The sequence below is a fragment of the Streptomyces sp. H27-H1 genome (assembly GCF_026627445.1).
Lineage (GTDB): Bacteria > Actinomycetota > Actinomycetes > Streptomycetales > Streptomycetaceae > Streptomyces.
Map to the genome: position 1 here is coordinate 18,862 of NZ_JAPNLJ010000018.1, position 17,514 is coordinate 36,375.

Consider the following 17,514-nt stretch of genomic DNA (forward strand, 5'->3'; position numbering starts at 1 on the left):
GGGCGCGCCGGCGCAGGGCTCCCCGTACGGTGGGGGAGCCCCTACTCGGACTACGGGGATCCGGCCCCGCGTGCCAGGGTGACGAAAGCCCGGCCCGCCGTCGTCCAGTGGCCGGCCGGGGTCCAGCCCGCGGCCGCCGCGTGCCGGGCCAGGGCCGCAGGACCGACGCGGGCCCAGGGGAACGGGGCACCGAGGCCGCCGCGGCCGTCGGCCACCCGGACCTCACAGCGCTCGTCCACGTCGGTCCCGGCCTCCGCCTGCGCGCACTCCACGATCAGCGAGCCGGCCGCCGCGACCACCTCGGCCGTCCGGCGCAGGAGCACCGCGGGGTCGCCGCCGATGCCGATGTTGCCGTCGATGAGCAACGCCGTGTCCCAACGGCCCTCACCCGGAAGGGAGTCGAAGACCGACCGGTGCAAGGCGGCGCCGCCCGACCGCGCGGTCCGGGCCACCGCCTCCGGGCTGACGTCGATCCCCAGGGCCCGGTGTCCCCGGGCGGCGAGTGCGGACACCAGCCGGCCCGGGCCGCAGCCGATGTCCAGGACGGCGCCCCGGCAGCGGCTCAGCACCGTCCGGTCGGCGCCGTCCGGAGCCTCGCACCAGCGCTCCACGTCCAGCGGGAGCAGCCACCCGTCGCCCCGCCGCAAGTACAGCGGTCCCCGGCCGCGGCGCAGGGCCACCGTGTACGGGTCGGCCGACCAGGCGGTGACCGGACCGCCGGCCCGGGCCGCGCCCGAGGTGAGCGTGGTCATCGCAGGACCGGACGGGTAATGGCCGCCAGTCGGGCGGCGAAGGCGCCCGCAGGGGCCTCGGCGGCGACCAGTCGGGCGTCCTCGGCGGTGTCGACGTCCCGCAGGACGGGCAGCCGGCCGGTGCGCAGCCCGGCCGCGCGGAGCCGCTCGTACTGGACCGCGCCCGTCCCGGGGACCGACATCGGAACGCCGCGCAGCAGTGCCGGGTCCGGGGCCGCCAGCCCGAGTGCCCAGAAGCCGCCGTCGACTGCGGGGCCGAACCAGGCGTCGTGCGCCGACCAGTCCACGTCCAGCAGCTCGGGCGTGACCTGCGGGGTGTCCATGCCGATCAGCAGCGCAGGCCCCGTACAGCCCGCGAACGCGGCGGCGAGCCGCAGGTCCAGGGTCCCGGCGCACTGCGGGACCACCTCGAAACCTGGCGGCAGCCACGGGCCGGGCCGGCCCTGAAGGACCAGGACCCGGCGCCGCGCGGGGGCCGCGGCGACGGCGGCGAGGGTGTCGGCGAGCGAGGCCTCGGCCAGCTCGGCCGCCTCGGCCGGGGTGTACGGCGGGGTGAGCCGGGTCTTGACCCGGCCCGGGACCGGCTCCTTCGCGATCACCAGCAGCGTGGTCGTGCTCATCGCGCACCGCCGGAGGGTGAGCCCGCACCGGCCCGGCCGGCGGCCCGGTGGTCGGCGGGCTCGGCCAGAACCCGGCTCATGTCCCGCACCGCCTGCCAGGTGCCCCGCCAGGTGCCCGTCACCTTCGACTTGCCCGAGCGCGGCAGGTACGGCACGTCCTCCTCCCGGATCCGCCAGCCCGCGTCCGCCGCCCGGACCACCATCTGCAGCGGGTAGCCGGAGCGCCGGTCCGACAGGTCCAGTCCCAGCAGGGCCTCCCGCCGGGCGGCCCGCATCGGGCCCAGGTCGCGCAGCCGCAGACCGGTCCGACGGCGCAGGAGCCGGGCCAGCGCCAGGTTCCCGGCCCGGGCGTGCGGCGACCAGACGCCACGGCCCTGTGGACGGCGCCGGCCGAGCACCAGATCGGCCTCGCCCGCGGCGACGGCCGCCACGAAGCCGGACAGCAGCCCGGGATCCAGCGAGGCGTCGCAGTCGCAGAAGCAGACGACGTCCGCCTCCGCGGCGAGCAGCCCGGCGTGGCAGGCGGCGCCGAATCCGCGCCGGGACTCCGTCACCACCGTCGCGCCGAGCGACCGTGCGAGCTCGGCGGAGCCGTCGGTGGAGCCGTTGTCCACGACCAGGGCCCGCCAGCCGGCCGGGATGCGGGCAAGGACCCAGGGCAGCGCCTCGGCCTCGTTCAGACAGGGAAGTACGACGTCTACCGTCACGGTTTCGCTCACGGTTTCACCGTATGAACCGAGGTCCCGCAAAAGGGCCGTGGACTCCTTACGAAACGCGGACGTCGCCCCCACGGACGCGGTCGGGGGCCCGGGCCGGCGCCCGTGGGTGGGAGGCTGGAGGGTATGAGCGGTGACGGCGTGGGCAGTAGTGGTACGGGCGGCGGGGACGGCGCGCGCGAGGGCGAGGCCCCGGGCGGCGACCCGGGCCTCGGTACGGGCGGTGCGCGGCCGGCGCCCGCTCGGATCCTGGTCGTCGACGACGACCCGACCGTGGCGGAGGTCGTCACCGGCTACCTCAGGCGCGCCGGCTACACGGTGGAGACCGTCGCCGACGGCCCGGCGGCGCTCGAGCGCGCCGCGCTGATCCGGCCGGACCTGGTCGTACTGGACCTCATGCTGCCGGGTCTGGACGGGCTGGAGGTGTGCCGCAGGCTCCGCGCGACCGGACCGGTGCCCGTGATCATGCTGACCGCGCGGGGCGACGAGGACGACCGGATCGCCGGACTGGAGCTGGGCGCCGACGACTACGTGACGAAACCGTTCAGCCCGCGCGAGCTGGTCCTGCGGGTCACCTCCGTGCTGCGGCGCGCGGCGGCCACCGGGGCCGCGGGCGCGGCGGGCGCGGGTGCGGCCGAGGCCCGCCTGACGGGCGCCGGGATCACGCTCGACCCGGCCACCCACCGGGCCGCGAAGGACGGACACGAACTGGCGCTCACCGTCAGGGAGTTCGATCTGCTCGCGCACTTCCTGCGCCATCCCGGGCAGGCGCACGGCCGAGAGGACCTGATGCGCGAGGTGTGGGGCTGGGACTTCGGAGACCTGTCGACGGTGACGGTGCACGTACGCCGCCTGCGCGCCAAGGTCGAGGAGGACCCCGGCCGTCCGAAGCTGATCCAGACGGTCTGGGGCGTCGGCTACCGATTCGAGCCGGGCGGGGTGACCGCGGCATGAAGGACATACTGCTCATCGCGCTGTTCGCGTTCGGCGGGGCCGTGTGCGCGGGGGTGCTCGGCGCGGTCGTGCTGAGAGTGGTGCGCCACCGGTCGGTGGCGGTGTCCCTGACGGTGATCGCCGCCGTGACGGTCACCGCCATGCTGGCCGGGACGCTCGCCGTGGCCCAGGCGATGTTCCTCTCCCGGCACGACCTCGGGGTGGTCACCCTGGTCGTGGCGATGGCGGCGGTGGTCTCACTGGCCGTCGCGCTGGTGCTGGGGCGGTGGGTGGTGGCCCGGAGCCGGGAACTGTCGCTGGCCGCACGGGACTTCGGCGACGGCGGCAGCTTCGCGGCGCCGCCGGGCCTGGCCACCGCCGAACTGGACTCGCTGTCCCGAGAGTTGGCGGCGACCAGCGAGAAGCTGGCGGTGTCCCGGGAGCGGGAGCGGGCGCTGGAGACCTCGCGGCGGGAGCTGGTGGCCTGGATCTCGCACGATCTGCGGACCCCGCTGGCAGGACTGCGGGCGATGTCCGAGGCGTTGGAGGACGGGATGGCGGAGGACCCGGCGCGATACCACCGGCAGATCCGCACCGAGGTGGACCGGCTGAACTCCATGGTCGGAGACCTGTTCGAACTGTCCCGGATCCACGCGGGGGCGCTGGCGCTGAGCCCGAGCCGGATGTCCGTGTACGACCTGGTCGGCGACGCACTGTCCGGGGTGCACCCGCTGGCACGGGAGCGTGGCGTACGGCTCGACGGCGCGGCCGTGGACCGGGTGCCGGTGGAGGTGGACGGCAAGGAGATGACCCGGGTCCTCGCCAACCTGCTGATCAACGCGATCCGGCACACGCCGGCGGACGGAACGGTCGCCATCGCGGCCTCCGTACGGGCGGGCGGGGGCGCGGTGATCGTCTCCGTGACGGACGGCTGCGGCGGGATCCCCACCGAGGACCTGCCGCGCGTCTTCGACACGGGCTGGCGGGGCACGCCCGCGCGGACGCCTCCGGCGGGGGTGGCATCGGTTCCGGCGCCTCCGGCGGGGGCCGGGCTGGGGCTGGCGATCGTACGGGGCATCGTGGAGGCGCACGCGGGGCGGGCGGCCGTACGGAACGTTCCCGGAGGGTGCCGGTTCGAGGTGACGCTGCCGGTGTCGACCTGACGGTCGGGCGGGCGGGGCGGCCGGGGCCCAGGGGCGCTGCCCCCGCCCCGCGCCTCAAACGCCGGCGGGGCTGGAGGGTGCCGGCGGGGGCTGGATGGGCCGCATGGGTTGACGGGTGCCGGTGGTGGCTGGATGGGCCTGCGGGGCTGGTGGAGGCTGGATCGGGTCGCCGGGTGGTTCAGGCGTTGGTGGGGTTCTGGTGGGTCTGGCGTTGGGGGGCGTGGGCGAAGGCCGTCATGCCTGTGGTGAAGTCGGTTCGGGGGCGCCAGCCGAGGTCGGTGCGTAGGCGGTGGGAGTCGGCCGTGATGTGGCGGACGTCGCCCAGGCGGAATTCGCCGGTGATGACGGGGTCGGGGCCACCGTGGGCGGTGGCCAGGGCGGTGGCCATTTCGCCGACCGTGTGGGGGGTTCCGCTGCCGGTGTTGTACGGGGTGCACACGCCGAGCGGCGTGCCGGCCTCCAGGGCCAGGGCGTTGGCCTCGGCGACGTCCTGGACGTGGACGAAGTCCCGCCGCTGGCCGCCGTCCTCGTACACCTGCGGGGCCTCGCCCCGGGCCAGCGAGGACCGGAAGAAGGAAGCCACTCCCGCATAGGGGGTGTCGCGCGGCATCCCCGGGCCGTACACGTTGTGGTAGCGCAGCGACACCGCCCGGCCGTCCACGCACCGCGCCCAGGAGGCCGCGAGGTGCTCCTGGGTCAGTTTCGTCGTCGCGTACACGTTGCGCGGATCCGTCGGCGCGTCCTCGGAGACGAGTCCCGGCGCCAGCTCCGAGTCGCAGACGGGGCAGTGGGGTTCGAAGCGGCCCTCGGTCAAGTCGGCCACGCGGCGCGGGCCCGGGCGGACGACCCCGTGGCGGGGGCACTCGTAGCGGCCCTCGCCGTAGACCACCATCGAGCCGGCGAGGACCAGGTCGCGGACGCCGCGCTCCGCCATGGCGGCGAGCAGCACCGCCGTGCCGAGGTCGTTGTGGGAGACGTACGCGGGAGCGTCCGCGAAGTCCTTGCCGAGGCCGACCATCGCGGCTTGGTGGCAGACGGAGTCCACCCCGCGCAGGGCCGTGCGTACGGCCTCGGGGTCGCGGACGTCGGCCCGTACGAACTCGACCCCGTCCGCCGGGGGGACGAGGTCCAGGACGAGGGGATCGTGGCCGCGAAGACGCAGAGTGGTAACGATGTGGGAGCCGATGAACCCGGATCCACCGGTGACAAGTACGCGCATGGCGTGGACGCTACGGAATTCCAGGGGCCCAAGGGGGGTCCCACGCCCTGACGTAAGACTTCCGTCAGCTCATTTCGTCACGGCCGGTGACCGGACCGGAGCAAGCGGGTCAAGTTGCGTCCGGTAAGCGCGTGTTTGGGTGACTGAGCATCAAAAAGTAACTCTTTCGGCGCCTTGTCAAGTGGCTTGACCGCGACGTAAGCGGGGCATAAGTTCTGCCCCGGCTCGCTCCATCAGGACCGGCCCACGAACCGTCTCTTGGGGGGACTCATGCACTACTACACCGACGTTCTGAAGAAGTACGTCGACTTCTCCGGCCGCGCGCGCCGCCAGGAGTTCTGGATGTTCTTCCTCTTCAACACGGCCGCGCTGATCGTCGCCGCCATCCTCGACGCCGTCCTCGGCACGTCGCCGCTGCTCTACGCGCTCTACGCGCTGGCCACCTTCCTGCCGAACCTGGGCCTCACCGTCCGTCGCCTCCACGACCAGGGCAAGTCCGGCTGGTGGATCCTCGTCGGCCTCATCCCCCTGGTCGGCTGGATCTGGGCGCTCGTCCTGATGGCCACCGAGGGTCAGCCCAACCCGAACCAGTACGGTCCGAGCCCCAAGGCCGTGCACGCCTGAGCAGGCCCGTAACCGGTAGTGCGTGAGCGCCGCCCCTGGCTGAAAGCAGCCGGTGGCGGCGCTTTCCGCGTTACCGGGCGGTCGTGGCTACCGTGGCGGCTTCGGCCACCGAGCGTGACGCGCGTCTCGCACACGCTTGCGGCGGGGGCTGTCCCGACCGGCCCGATCACGAGATATCTTGATGTCGAGCAATGTTGCAGACGAGAGACGCAGACTGTGGAGCGGAGCATCCGGTGACTGACTCGACCATCATCTACACGCACACTGACGAGGCCCCGGCCCTCGCGACGTATTCGTTCCTGCCTGTGATCCAGGCGTACGCGTCGACGGCCGGTGTGAATGTCGAGACCCGTGACATCTCCCTGGCAGGTCGGATCATCGCCAGCTTCCCGGAGTACCTGGAAGAGGGCCAGCGCATCGCGGACGCCCTCGCCGAGCTCGGCGAACTGGCGAAGACCCCGGGCGCCAACATCATCAAGCTGCCCAACGTCTCGGCCTCGATCCCGCAGCTCAAGGCCGCGGTCGCCGAGCTCCAGGGCCAGGGCTACGCGCTGCCGGACTACCCGGACGACCCGAAGAACGACGAGGAGCGGGAGAACCGCGCCCGTTACGACAAGATCAAGGGCAGCGCCGTCAACCCGGTCCTGCGCGAGGGCAACTCCGACCGCCGCGCCCCCGCCTCGGTCAAGAACTACGCCAAGGCGCACCCGCACCGCATGGGTGCCTGGACCACCGAGTCGAAGACGAACGTCGCCACCATGGGCGAGAACGACTTCCGCTCCACCGAGAAGTCCGCCGTGATCACCGAGGCCGGCACGCTCCGCATCGAGCACGTCGCCGCCGACGGCGCCGTCACCGTGCTGCGCGACTCCGTACCGGTACTCGCCGACGAGGTCGTGGACGCGTCCGTCCTGCACGTCGACGAGCTGCGCACCTTCCTCAACGACCAGATCGAGCGCGCCAAGGCCGAGGACGTCCTGTTCTCCGTGCACCTCAAGGCCACGATGATGAAGGTCTCCGACCCGATCATCTTCGGCCACGTGGTCCGCGCCTTCTTCCCGAAGACCTTCGCCCGCTACGGCGAGACCCTGGTCGCCGCCGGCCTGTCCCCGAACGACGGCCTCGGCACCATCCTGAACGGCCTGGGCGCCCTGCCCGACGGCGACGCGATCAAGGCCTCCTTCGAGGCCGAGATCGCCGAGGGCCCGGCCCTCGCGATGGTCGACTCGGACAAGGGCATCACCAACCTGCACGTTCCGTCCGACGTCATCGTCGACGCCTCGATGCCGGCCATGATCCGCACCTCCGGCCACATGTGGGGCCCGGACGGCGCCGAGGCCGACACCCTCGCGGTCCTCCCGGACAGCAGCTACGCCGGTGTCTACCAGGTCGTCATCGACGACTGCCGTGCGCACGGCGCGTACGACCCGTCCACGATGGGCTCGGTGCCGAACGTCGGCCTCATGGCCCAGAAGGCCGAGGAGTACGGCAGCCACGACAAGACCTTCGAGCTGGCCACCGCCGGCACCGTCCGTCTCGTCGACGCCTCGGGCGCCACGGTCCTGGAGCAGGAGGTCGCCGCCGGCGACATCTTCCGCGCCTGCCAGACCAAGGACGCGCCGATCCAGGACTGGGTCAAGCTCGCCGTCACCCGCGCCCGCGCCACCGGAGTCCCGGCCGTCTTCTGGCTCGACGAGGGCCGCGCGCACGACGCGCAGCTGATCGCCAAGGTCAAGACGTACCTCGCCGATCACGACACCGACGGTCTGACCATCAAGATCCTCTCCCCGGTCGAGGCCACCGCATACTCCCTGGAGCGCATCCGCCGCGGCGAGGACACCATCTCGGTGACCGGCAACGTGCTGCGCGACTACCTGACCGACCTGTTCCCGATCCTGGAGCTGGGCACCAGCGCCAAGATGCTGTCGGTCGTCCCGCTGATGAACGGCGGCGGCCTCTTCGAGACCGGCGCCGGCGGCTCCGCCCCGAAGCACGTGCAGCAGCTCGTCAAGGAGAACTACCTGCGCTGGGACTCCCTCGGTGAGTTCCTCGCGCTGGCCGTCTCCTTCGAGCACCTCGCCACCACCACCGGCAACGCCCGCGCCCAGGTGCTGGCCGACACCCTGGACCGGGCGACCGGCACCTTCCTGGCCGAGGACAAGTCGCCGAGCCGCAAGCTGGGCGGCATCGACAACCGCGGCAGCCACTTCTACCTCGCCCTGTACTGGGCGCAGGAGCTGTCGCGCCAGACCGACGACCCGAAGCTGGCCGCGGCGTTCGACCCGCTCGCCAAGTCGCTGGCCGAGTCCGAGGAGAAGATCGTCGGCGAGCTCATCGCCGTCCAGGGCTCCCCGGCCGAGATCGGCGGCTACTACCAGCCCGACGCGGCCAAGGCCGCGGCGATCATGCGGCCGTCCGCGACGCTGAACCAGGCGCTCGCGCTCCTCGGCTGAGACCGTCAGGACTGAGGTCCACCGCTTCAACGGGTCCGCCCCGGCCGGCTGCTGCCGACCGGGGCGGACCCGTGTCCGGACACTGTCCGGCGCAGGTCAGAGCCGGTGCACCCGCCCCGGTGCGATGGCCAGCGGGTGGCGCCCTGCGGCCAGGATCCGCAGCCCGGGCGCCACCGCGAGCAGGTCGCGCAGCCAGCCCAGGGTCTCGGCCGCGAGATGGTCGCAGCCGTCGAGGACGAGCAGCATGTCGCGCTCGGCCAGCCATGACGCCGCGTTCGACGTCCCGTACGGCAGGAACGGCATGCCCGGTACGCAGCCCAGCGCGGCGGTCAGGTCGCGGACCCCGAACCGGTGGTCCACGGACACCACGGCCACGCCGTCGTAGAAGTTGCACGCGAGCCGTTGCCCGATCTCCCGCACGAGCAGGCTCCGGGGCTCCCGGAACCGCCCGGTGACGCTGACCACCTTGCCCCGCCGCACGGCGGTGAACAGGCGGGACAGCTCGATGGATGTTGCCGGAAACGTACCGGCGCCTCTGAATTCCCTCATCGGCACGATGCCCCCCATGCATGCGTGACCACACACGGCAAGAGTGTTGTTTCAAGCCGTATGAAGACAATTATGGGCCAGTTTCGTCGGAAGGCCAGAGGAATTCCGTATTCCGGCGAAAGGCCCGTGCCGCCCGGTGATCGTCGCAGTTGTGCAGACGGCAGGCGCCGAGAAGCAAACGTGGGACGGCGCCGACCCCAACCCGAACGGCGAGATCCGCATCGCCGCGGCCTTCGCCGACGTCATGGCGTCCGCCTTCGGCGCCCCCTTACCCCCGTCCCTTCCCCGAGGCCGCCCAGGTGGCGGCGCAGGCCAAGGAATCCACCGACTGAGCCGCCGCTCGGATCCTCCGCCCCGGGCGTAGTCCCCGTAGGCCCCGTGACGTACGCACCCGGTCCCGTCTCCCTGGGAACAGTTGTCCGGGGGGCGGGAATCGGCTGTACTGCTGCGTAGCCCGACGCTCGGGCATATTCCGGGGAGGGGCCACCATGAGTGCGGACCAGCGGCGGGCACAGCGGCGCGGGAGACCCGTTTCGCACCGGCGCCGTCCGGGATTCAGAGGACGCAGGCCGCTGCTGGCACTGTTCCTGTCCGCCTTCCTCCTCGTGGGCGTCTGCGCCGCGACCGGCATCGCCTGGGAGCCGCGCACGGCCGGGGACCACCGCGAGCTCTCGGCGCCGGCCCTCACCGACGCCCGCCCGGGCGGCTCCGACGACAGCGCCGCGCTCCTGCCCGCACCCGCCGACCCGGTCACCCCCGCCCCCGAGGAGCAGAGCCCCGGCGCGAAGACCCCGGACCCCAAGGACCCGGGTTCCGGTACGGACGGCCCGGTGCACCCCACCGGAGCCCTGCCCTTCGACATGCCGCAGCCGGCCGCCCTGCGCTCGGGCGCCGCCGGCAAGAAGCTGGTCTTCGCCCACTACTTCACCCCGTACCCGCTCTCCCTCGACAACGTGAACGCCGACGCCGACTACTACACCCGCAACTACCTGAAACCGGAAGGCGAGAGCGGCAAGCACGCGCGCTACGGCGGCCTGCTGCGCGACCGGCCGCTGCCCGTCCAGCCCAAGAGCGGCGACTGGGAGCTCGCCAACCTCCGGCAGGAGGTCCGTACGGCACGCGCCGCCGGCATCGACGGATTCACCCTCGACCTGCTCTCCCTCTCCGGAAAGAACCGAGAGCGCTCCAACCTCCTCCTGGAGGCCGCGAGTTCGGTGGACCCGGGCTTCAAGATCATGCTGATGCCGGACATGACCTCCCTGAACACCGACGACCCGGGCGTACTCGCCGACGCCCTCGCGGAGCTCGGCAAGGCCCCGGCCGCCCACCGGCTCCCCGACGGACGGCTGGTGGTCTCGCCGTTCAAGGCCGAGGAGAAGAGCGCCGCCTGGTGGAGCCGGGTCATCGACATCCTGAAGTCCCGGCACGGCGTCCGCACCGCCTTCGTACCGCTCTTCCTCGACTCCGGCGCGCACAGCGGCGAGTTCGAGTCCATCAGCTACGGATACTCCGAGTGGGGCAGCCGCAGCTACGTCGGCCAGGAGAGCTCCACGCGCGACGTACGGCGTGCCCACGCCGCGGGCAAGATCTGGATGCAGCCCGTATCGGTCCAGGACGCCCGGCCCAACCAGGGCATCTACGACGAGGCCGGCAACACCGCGACCCTGCGCGCCACATGGAACCGCGCCATCGAGGACGGGGCCGACTGGGTCCAGCTCACCACCTGGAACGACTACAGCGAGGGCAGCCAGTTCGCGCCGTCCCTGCACAACGGCCATGCCTACCTGGACCTTTCCTCGTACTACCTCACCCGGTTCAAGACGGGCGGCTGGCCGAAGATCGTCCGCGACACCCTGTACCTGAGCTCGCGCACCCAGTTCGCCGCCGCCGACCCGAGCGGCGGCCAGTCCCTCGTGATGTCGCTGCGCAAGGGCAGCGCCGCGGCCCGGGACGCGGTGGAGGTGCTGAGCTTCCTGACCGCGCCCGCGAGCATCCGTACGGCCGTCGGGGCGGCCGGGGAGGACCACGAGGCCCCGGCGGGGCTCCACTCCGAGCTGCTGCCCCTGGGTGCGGGCGCCCGCTCGGCGGCCGTGGTGCGAGGCGGCGAGGCCGGAGCCCGGGTGGAACTGCGCTATCCGGTGGACCGCACCGTGGAGGTCCAGGACCTCCAGTACCACGCCGCCACCAGCGGCCGGAGCTGAGTCCGCAGGGGCCGAAGTCCCTTGACTCGGCACCTTCGTCACCCCATATGTAGTGGCGGCTTCCTGCTGTCGCATCTATATGTAGGGTTGGTTCTGCCGGTTCGGCGGGGCCTCTCCCCGACCGAGGCAACAGGGAACCCGGTGGGAATCCGGGACTGCCCCGCAACGGTGAGTCGCCACGGCGACGAGCCCGACACCTGCCGGCACGTGATCCATTCTTCCGTGCCGAGCCTCGTGGGAGGGCTGCCGTGACTGCGGGGGTCGATGCCGTAGAGACCGTGACCGAATACCTGGACCGCCAGGACTGGCGGGTGAACGCCAACCCCAACCAGTCCGCGGGAGCTGCTCCGCCGCGGGCCGCCGGAGGGTGGGGTGTCGCTCCGGGCGGCGGCGGGGCATGATCGGGCCGACAGCCGCGCCGCACCCACGGAGGTCCACGTGACCGAGCCAGCCGAGCCCGCCGACCGCACCGACCGCACCGACCGCGTCGATCCCGCCGACGCCGCCGGGCCGGCCGGGGCCGTCTCGCTCGGCGGGCCGATACGGCCCGCCGAGTTCCCGGGCGGGCGGGGGCTGTTCCGGCTCGACGGCGCCGTCAGCCACCTGAACCACGGGTCGTTCGGCGCCGTGCCCGTCCCCGTCCAGGAGAGGCAGGCCGCTCTGCGGACGCAGGCGCACGCCGACCCCGACGCCTTCTTCCTCGGCGTCCCCGACCGGCTCGTCGAGGCCCGGTCCCGGATCGCCGTCCGGCTCGGCGCCGATCCGGACGGGCTCGCCTTCATCTCCAACGCCACCGAGGGCGCCAATCTGGCCCTGGACTCGGTGGAGTTCGCCCCCGGCGACGAGATCCTGGTCACCGACCACGGCTACGGCACCGTCGTCGCGGCCGCCGCCCGCCGCGCCCCGCTCGTCACCGTGGCCCTGGGCCCGGACCTCCCCGACGAGGACGCCGTACGGGAGACCGTGCTGGCCGGGGTCACCCCGCGGACGAGGGTGGCCGTACTCGACCACATCAGCTCGCCCACCGCCCGGCTCATCGCCTCGCCGCGTCTGCTCGCCGAACTCGCCGACCGCGGCATCACCACCATCGTGGACGGCGCCCATGCCCCGGGCATGATCCCCGAACCGCTGGCCGCAGGCGCCGACTTCTGGTTCGGCAACCTCCACAAATGGGCCTACGCCCCGTCCGGCACCGCGATGCTGGCCGTCGCCCCGCAGCACCGCGACCGGGTCCGGCCGCCGGTGCCCTCCTGGGAGGACCACTACGGCTTCCCGCGCTCGGTCGAGAACCGCGCCACCTTCGACTACACCGGCTGGCTCGCCGCCCCGGACGGGCTCGACCTGCTGGAGCAGCTCGACGCGGCCAAGGTGCGGGCGCACAACAGCGCCCTCGCCGCCTACGGCGCGGCCCTGCTCGCGGAGATTCCCGCCCTCGCCGCGCTCCCGCACACCGAGGGCCTCGCCCTGCGCACGCTGCGGCTGCCGCCCGGGGTGGCCGAGACCCCGGACGCCGCCCGCGAACTGCGCGAGCGGATCGCGGCCGAGCAGCGGATCCGGGTACTGATCTGGCCCTGGCCGGGCGGCGGCGGTATCCGGGTGAGCGGGCAGATCTACAACCGGGCCGAGGAGTACGAACGGCTCGCCGAGGTACTGCCCGCCTACCTGCCCTAGGCCGTCTCTTTCGGATCGGGCCCGATCCGAAAGACGGGCTCAGCCGCGCCGCAGCAGGTACGTGTCCATGATCCAGCCCTTGCGGGCGCGTGCCTCGGCGCGCAGCTCCTCGATCCGGCCGGCCACCTCCGCCAGCTTCCCCGAGACCAGGATCTCGTCGGGGGTGCCCACGTACGCACCCCAGTAGATGTACAGGTCCTGGTCGAGGTGGGCGGTGAAGGCGTGGCGGGCGTCCAGCATCACCACCACGTCGTCCACATCGGCCGGCCAGCCCTCCGAGAGCCGGCGCCCGGTGGTGATCTGGACCGGGCGGCCCACCCGGTTCAGGTTGGTGCGGTGGCGGGCCAGCAGCGAGGAGATGCTGCTGATGCCGGGCACGACCTCGTGCTCGAAGGCGACCCGGCCCTTTTCCAGCACCTCGTCGAGGATCGCGAGCGTGGAGTCGTAGAGCGACGGGTCGCCCCACACCAGGAACGCGCCCGTCTCGCCCTCCGCCAGGTCCTCGGCGATGAACCGCTCGAAGAGCTCGGCCCGCGCGCTGCGCCAGCCGTCCACTGTGGGCGTGTAGTCGGCGGGTGTCCGGTCCCGGTCGGGATCGCGGCCCTCCACGAGCCGGTGTCTGGGGCGGGCGTGCGCGTCGAGCATCGCGCGCCGCAGCCCGGTCAGATCCGCCTTTTCCTCCCCCTTCTCCAGGATGAGGAATGCGTCTGCCGCGCCGATCGCCTTGACCGCCTGGAGGGTCAGATGGTCCGGGTCGCCCGCGCCTATGCCGATCACTGAGAACTTCTTCACCGGGCTATTGTGCCCACCATGCGCGTCGCCCTGTTCGTCACCTGCGTCAACGACGCGCTGTACCCGCGTACGGGCATCGCCGTGGTCCGCCTCCTGGAGCGGCTCGGGGTCACCGTGGACTTCCCCGCCGCGCAGAGCTGCTGCGGTCAGCCGCAGTACAACACCGGCTACCGGCGCGAGGCCGAACCGCTGGTCCGGCGGACCGCCGAGGCCTTCGCCGGGTACGCGTACGTGGTCACCCCCTCCGGCTCATGCGCCGCCATGATCCGCGCCCACTACCCCCGGATCGGGCACGCGGCCGAGGCCGAGGGCCGGGGTCCCGCCCTGGCCGCGCTCGCCGAGGACCTCGTACCGCGCGTGTACGAGCTCACCGAGTTCCTGGTCGACGTCCTCGGGGTGACGGACGTGGGCGCGTACTTCCCGCACACCGTCACCTACCACCCCTCCAGGGTCGCCGAGACCGGCACCATGGTCGTCTTCGAATCCGAGGGCAACGGCCGGATGTGCCTGACCCTGCCCGAGACCCTGATCTCCGTGGTCGGCATCGAGAAGGTGGTTCCGGCCTTCCGGGATCTGGAGATCTTCCTCCAGACGCTCCCGCGCTCCTCGACGGCCGAGCGGATGAACCCGTACACGACCATGTGGACCGGCACCACCGACGCGGACGGCCCCTCCGTCTTCCACCTCGTCCTCCTCGACAACGGCCGCACCGACACCCTCGCCGACGAGGTGGGCCGCCAGGCCCTGCGCTGCATCCGCTGCTCCGCCTGCCTGAACGTCTGCCCCGTCTACGAGCGCGCCGGCGGCCACGCCTACGGCTCCGTCTACCCCGGCCCGATCGGCGCCATCCTCAGCCCCCAGCTCCGGGGCACCGCGAGCGAGATCGACGCCACCCTGCCCTACGCCTCCACCCTGTGCGGGGCCTGCTACGAGGTCTGCCCGGTCGCCATCGACATCCCCGAGGTACTGGTCCACCTGCGCGAACGCGTCGCCCAGGGCGGCCCGGTGACCCGGGAGGGCGTCCGCGTCAGCATCCGCCCCGCCGACGGCCACACCGCGCAGCGGGCCGCGATGCGGGCCGCCCGGCTCCTCCTCGACCACCCGGGCGCACTGCGCGCGGGGGAGCGGCTGCTGGCCCGCGCCCGGAGGCTGCGACCGCGCCGGCTGCCGGGGCCCGGGCGGGCCTGGACGGACAGCCGGGAGCTGCCGGAGCTTCCGGAGCGCTCGTTCCGCGACTGGTGGGCGGCGCGCGAACGGGAGGCACGCCCGTGAGCGCCAGAGACCTCATCCTGGCCCGCATCCGCCGGGCCCTGCCGGAGCCGCGCCCGGATACGGCGATCCCCCGGGACTACCTCCAGGTGCACGGCGCCCGCACCCCGGCCGAAACCGTCGACCTGCTCGCCGCGAACCTCGCGGAGTACCGCGCCAAGGTCCACCGGGTCGACGAGGACGGCCTCGCCGCGCTGCTGGCCCGGCTCCTCGCCGAGCGGGGCGCGTCGTCGGTCCTCGTACCGCCCGGGCTGCCCCCGCACTGGCTCGCGGCAGCCGACCCGACCCGGATCCACGACAGGGCCGACTCCACCCCGTACCAGCTGGACGCGGTGGACAGCGTGGTGACCGGCTGCGCCCTGGCCATCGCCGAGACCGGAACGATCGTCCTCGACGGAGGCCCGGAGCAGGGGCGGCGCCGGATCACTCTGATTCCGGACCACCACGTCTGCGTGGTCCGCGTCCCCGGCCAGGTGGTGGACTCGGTGCCGCTGGCGCTGCCGCTCCTGGACCCCACCCGCCCCCTGACCTGGATCTCCGGACCCTCCGCCACCAGCGACATCGAACTGGACCGGGTGGAGGGCGTGCACGGCCCCCGCACCCTGGAGGTCGTACTCCTCGGCGCACAATGAGTGCCATGTCCGCACACATCGCCCTCACCGCCCTCGTGGTCCACGACTACGACGAGGCCATCGACTTCTACACCCGCGCGCTCGGCTTCGACCTCGTCGAGGACACCGCCCGCCCGGACGGCTCCCGCTGGGTCGTGGTGCGCCCCAAGGGCGCCAAGGAGTCGGCGCTGCTGCTGGCCCGGGCCAAGGACGCGGACCAGCGTTCCCGGGTCGGCGACCAGACGGGCGGCCGGGTCGGCTTCTTCCTCTACACCGACGACTTCGCCGCCGACCACGAGCGGATGACGGCCGAGGGCGTCCGCTTCCTGGAGGAGCCGCGCCACGAGACGTACGGCTCGGTCGCCGTCTTCCAGGACCTCTACGGCAACCGCTGGGACCTCCTCCAGCCGGCCTAGTGCTGTGACCGGAAAGGTTCACCGGATCGCGGCGCCCGGCACGGCACTTCTCCCCCAGCTACCGCTGGGAGGTGCCCCCCGCGTTGTCGGACCGGGCGAGTACGTCCAGTACGGGCCTCGGTCCTCCGCCTTGCGATGCACCGCACCGGACACCGCGACCCGGCAAACCTTCCCGGCCACAGCACTAGGACCCGGCCGGGGGCCGGCAACCGTCCCCGAAGAGGCGCAGCCTCCGACGCCGCTGCCCGAACTCAGGCCCGAACGGACCCGCCTGCGAGCATCGGGGCCTCGGCCGCCGCGTCGACGACGGCGCCGCCCTCGACCCGCCCCGCCAGCTCCCGCGCCCAGCGGACGATCCCGCCCAGGTCCATCCCGTACGGCACCCCGGGCCCGGCGGGGGAACCTGCTCCGGGTCCGGTCTCGTGTCCGGCGTCAGATCCGGACTCAGGTCCGGACTCAGGTCCGGACTCGGTGTCGGCCGCGGGGGCGGCAGCGTCGTGGGGCTGGTCCAGCCCGGCCAGGGCAGCGGCTCCCCGGCGCAGCAGTCGCGCCCCGCCGACCGCGTTCCCGCGCGCGCAATGCGTCAGCCCGACCGCCAGCTGTGCGAGCGCGCGCCACAGCGGAGCCGCTTCCCCGGGCCCGGACTTCCAGGCGTCCTCGAACACCTCGTGCGCGTGGAACGGCATCCCGGCGTCCAGCAGCCGCTGCGCCTCCGCCACCGTCTCCCCGGGCGACCGCACCACCCCTTCGGGCTGCCGCTCCACCCCCTCGGCCCCGTAGGGCAGGGGTCGCCCCAGCCCGTCTCTGGGCCGGGCGTTCCGTGCCCGACCCTCACCGTCCCGATCCCTTGCGTTCACCTCCCCATCCTCTCCCGCGCCGATAACCGGTGCATGCACACCCCCCGCCGTGGGGTAATGTTCTGCTTGTGCCGCAGGGACGGGGGAAACCCCAGATCAGAAGCACATCGGGACGTGGCGCAGCTTGGTAGCGCACTTGACTGGGGGTCAAGGGGTCGCAGGTTCAAATCCTGTCGTCCCGACTTTTAGAAGTCGGATCCAAGAGGTCGTTTCAGAGAAATCTGAAGCGGCCTCTTAGTCGTTTCCGGGGACCAGTTGGGGGATCGAACCCGTGGCCCGGTGCGCCCGCCACCACCCCTGTCGCACACCCTCCGCGACGGCTGCGCAATTCGCCCCGGGGGAGCGGGTGTTCAGCTGACCCTTCCCCACCGGTGAACCACTCCATCAATGCGGCATCTGCTAGGAAAGTCGCAATCGGAGACGGTAGATGCGGTCCAATCTGCTCGATAGGATCTGTATCTGCGTCCGCTAGAGTGAACCTCGGTGCGGGAACGCGTGGGCTTGAGTCGTCCCCGGTCGCCCGGGTGAGCGCCCACAACCGAGAGGCCCGACAGGCCGGACCCGCATCCACATCTCCGCCGGGACGCGGGCTCAGCCGCGCCGACAGCAGCGGCAGGACCCCGTCCGTGCCGGCACCCCGTACCTCAGCCGCCGTTTCGACCATCAGA

17 protein-coding genes, 1 tRNA gene and 1 riboswitch are annotated in these 17,514 nt (G+C 72.7%); of the genes, 11 read left to right on the top strand and 7 right to left on the bottom strand.

The window, feature by feature from the left end:
* Nucleotides 1–50: 50 nt before the first annotated feature.
* Genes OTB20_RS20775 through OTB20_RS20785 form a run of 3 tightly spaced genes read right to left on the bottom strand, consistent with a single transcriptional unit; the run spans nucleotide 51 to nucleotide 2,091 of the window.
* On the bottom strand, nucleotides 51–752 hold the full coding sequence (locus OTB20_RS20775) for a class I SAM-dependent methyltransferase (RefSeq protein ID WP_267819562.1): 702 nt from the start codon (nucleotides 750–752) through the stop codon (nucleotides 51–53).
* On the bottom strand, nucleotides 749–1,372 hold the full coding sequence (locus tag OTB20_RS20780; RefSeq protein ID WP_267819564.1) for a TIGR04282 family arsenosugar biosynthesis glycosyltransferase: 624 nt from the start codon (nucleotides 1,370–1,372) through the stop codon (nucleotides 749–751). Before OTB20_RS20780 ends, OTB20_RS20775 begins: the two co-directional genes overlap by 4 nt.
* Entirely contained in the window at nucleotides 1,369–2,091 is a 723-nt protein-coding gene (locus OTB20_RS20785; RefSeq protein WP_267819565.1) for a glycosyltransferase family 2 protein, read from the bottom strand. The genes OTB20_RS20780 and OTB20_RS20785 overlap by 4 nt, the downstream gene beginning before the upstream one ends.
* Nucleotides 2,092–2,334: 243 nt before the next feature.
* On the opposite strand from OTB20_RS20785, the gene OTB20_RS20790 reads away from it, so the two are divergent.
* A complete protein-coding gene (locus OTB20_RS20790; protein WP_324290401.1) occupies nucleotides 2,335–3,042 on the top strand; it encodes a response regulator transcription factor in 708 nt (235 codons plus the stop codon).
* Entirely contained in the window at nucleotides 3,039–4,184 is a 1,146-nt protein-coding gene (locus tag OTB20_RS20795) for a sensor histidine kinase (protein WP_267819569.1), read from the top strand. Before OTB20_RS20790 ends, OTB20_RS20795 begins: the two co-directional genes overlap by 4 nt.
* 178 nt (nucleotides 4,185–4,362) lie before the next feature.
* Here OTB20_RS20795 and OTB20_RS20800 read toward each other — a convergent pair whose 3' ends face one another.
* Nucleotides 4,363–5,403, bottom strand: a complete 1,041-nt coding sequence (locus tag OTB20_RS20800; RefSeq protein WP_267819570.1) for an NAD-dependent epimerase/dehydratase family protein — start codon at nucleotides 5,401–5,403, stop codon at nucleotides 4,363–4,365.
* 270 nt (nucleotides 5,404–5,673) lie between these two features.
* On the opposite strand from OTB20_RS20800, the gene OTB20_RS20805 reads away from it, so the two are divergent.
* Together OTB20_RS20805 and OTB20_RS20810 are read left to right on the top strand one after the other, a co-directional pair.
* A complete protein-coding gene (locus OTB20_RS20805; RefSeq protein WP_267819572.1) occupies nucleotides 5,674–6,027 on the top strand; it encodes a DUF805 domain-containing protein in 354 nt (117 codons plus the stop codon).
* A gap of 233 nt (nucleotides 6,028–6,260) precedes the next feature.
* A complete protein-coding gene (locus OTB20_RS20810; RefSeq protein WP_267819573.1) occupies nucleotides 6,261–8,480 on the top strand; it encodes an NADP-dependent isocitrate dehydrogenase in 2,220 nt (739 codons plus the stop codon).
* A 96-nt stretch (nucleotides 8,481–8,576) separates the two neighbouring features.
* Here the strand turns inward: OTB20_RS20810 and OTB20_RS20815 are convergent, their stop codons facing one another.
* Nucleotides 8,577–9,029 (bottom strand): hypothetical protein, encoded by a 453-nt coding sequence (locus OTB20_RS20815; protein ID WP_267819575.1) that lies wholly within the window; start codon nucleotides 9,027–9,029, stop codon nucleotides 8,577–8,579.
* Between the two features lie 488 nt (nucleotides 9,030–9,517).
* Between OTB20_RS20815 and OTB20_RS20820 the strand changes: the two genes are divergently transcribed.
* From OTB20_RS20820 to OTB20_RS20830, 3 genes are all read left to right on the top strand, one after another.
* Nucleotides 9,518–11,230, top strand: a complete 1,713-nt coding sequence (locus tag OTB20_RS20820) for a glycoside hydrolase family 71 protein (protein ID WP_267819576.1) — start codon at nucleotides 9,518–9,520, stop codon at nucleotides 11,228–11,230.
* 80 nt (nucleotides 11,231–11,310) lie between these two features.
* A riboswitch (cobalamin riboswitch) is annotated at nucleotides 11,311–11,450 on the top strand.
* A gap of 28 nt (nucleotides 11,451–11,478) precedes the next feature.
* Nucleotides 11,479–11,631 carry a hypothetical protein gene (locus tag OTB20_RS20825; protein WP_267819577.1) on the top strand — a complete coding sequence of 51 codons (153 nt, stop codon included), beginning with the start codon at nucleotides 11,479–11,481 and terminating at the stop codon, nucleotides 11,629–11,631.
* A 37-nt stretch (nucleotides 11,632–11,668) separates the two neighbouring features.
* Nucleotides 11,669–12,901, top strand: a complete 1,233-nt coding sequence (locus OTB20_RS20830) for an aminotransferase class V-fold PLP-dependent enzyme (RefSeq protein ID WP_267819578.1) — start codon at nucleotides 11,669–11,671, stop codon at nucleotides 12,899–12,901.
* 39 nt (nucleotides 12,902–12,940) lie between these two features.
* On the opposite strand, the gene cobF is transcribed toward OTB20_RS20830, so the two are convergent.
* Entirely contained in the window at nucleotides 12,941–13,693 is a 753-nt protein-coding gene (cobF, locus tag OTB20_RS20835; protein WP_267819580.1) for a precorrin-6A synthase (deacetylating), read from the bottom strand.
* A gap of 18 nt (nucleotides 13,694–13,711) precedes the next feature.
* Here cobF and OTB20_RS20840 point away from each other — a divergent pair, with 18 nt between their 5' ends.
* From OTB20_RS20840 to OTB20_RS20850, 3 genes are read left to right on the top strand one after another with little or no spacing between them, the layout of a single operon-like run.
* On the top strand, nucleotides 13,712–14,965 hold the full coding sequence (locus OTB20_RS20840; RefSeq protein ID WP_267819582.1) for a heterodisulfide reductase-related iron-sulfur binding cluster: 1,254 nt from the start codon (nucleotides 13,712–13,714) through the stop codon (nucleotides 14,963–14,965).
* Complete coding sequence (locus tag OTB20_RS20845; protein WP_267819583.1) at nucleotides 14,962–15,594, top strand: LutC/YkgG family protein; 633 nt, start codon at nucleotides 14,962–14,964, stop codon at nucleotides 15,592–15,594. Before OTB20_RS20840 ends, OTB20_RS20845 begins: the two co-directional genes overlap by 4 nt.
* A gap of 5 nt (nucleotides 15,595–15,599) precedes the next feature.
* Nucleotides 15,600–15,989, top strand: a complete 390-nt coding sequence (locus tag OTB20_RS20850; RefSeq protein WP_267819585.1) for a VOC family protein — start codon at nucleotides 15,600–15,602, stop codon at nucleotides 15,987–15,989.
* Between the two features lie 251 nt (nucleotides 15,990–16,240).
* Here the strand turns inward: OTB20_RS20850 and OTB20_RS20855 are convergent, their stop codons facing one another.
* Nucleotides 16,241–16,885, bottom strand: a complete 645-nt coding sequence (locus OTB20_RS20855; protein WP_267819586.1) for a DUF309 domain-containing protein — start codon at nucleotides 16,883–16,885, stop codon at nucleotides 16,241–16,243.
* Between the two features lie 69 nt (nucleotides 16,886–16,954).
* Between OTB20_RS20855 and OTB20_RS20860 the strand changes: the two genes are divergently transcribed.
* Nucleotides 16,955–17,028: transfer RNA gene (locus OTB20_RS20860), tRNA-Pro, on the top strand.
* The last annotated feature ends 486 nt before the right edge of the window (nucleotides 17,029–17,514 follow it).